Origin of the sequence: Paracoccus salipaludis (genome assembly GCF_002287065.1) — a bacterium.
Taxonomy (GTDB): Bacteria; Pseudomonadota; Alphaproteobacteria; order Rhodobacterales; family Rhodobacteraceae; genus Paracoccus; species Paracoccus salipaludis.
Genome location: NZ_NSJZ01000181.1, coordinates 1 through 504 on the forward strand (window position 1 = coordinate 1; position 504 = coordinate 504).

Below are 504 nucleotides of genomic sequence, written 5' to 3' on the forward strand. Positions count from 1 at the left end.
CGATATAATTTTATGACTTACCGGTCTGAGACTGATAAAAGGATGAAAACGAAAGGTTCGTCACATCAATAGCAAATGAGCTTAAATAATCTCGCGAGGAAATATCATCATACGTTCCAAACCTTATAGCAGGAATATCCTGATCCGTGGAAAGAAAGAAATCCTTATCCCACTTCAAGCCAGCAAGCTCTTTAATGAACGTCTCCCTAACCGCAGATTTAGCATCATCAGTAGCAGCATCGCTCCAAATAACTAAGAAGGACAGCTGAACTGGCAGTTCCTCCCAAGAGGAGGTGGTTGAAACACGGATTTCATCAACAGCTAGAAGCTTTCCGCCAAATTCCTTATTGGGCTTATTAACGTTCTTCTTAATTTTCTCTACAAAGGGTGTGAGAATGTCATTGAACTTATCTGGGAATGCAAACCGACCGAACGCCCGTTCAATATCGCGCGCGAATCTTTGCCGCCCATCATCAGTGGAGAAGCCAACCTGCCTGTTCCAAG

Annotated in this window: 1 protein-coding gene; it reads right to left on the reverse strand. The window is 43.5% G+C overall.

Annotation, left to right across the window (positions count from 1 at the left end; all coding sequences use genetic code 11):
- Window positions 1–10: 10 nt before the first annotated feature.
- Window positions 11–504, reverse strand: a 494-nt coding sequence (locus CK240_RS18875) for a hypothetical protein (protein ID WP_167650123.1), incomplete at its 5' end; no start/stop codon positions are given.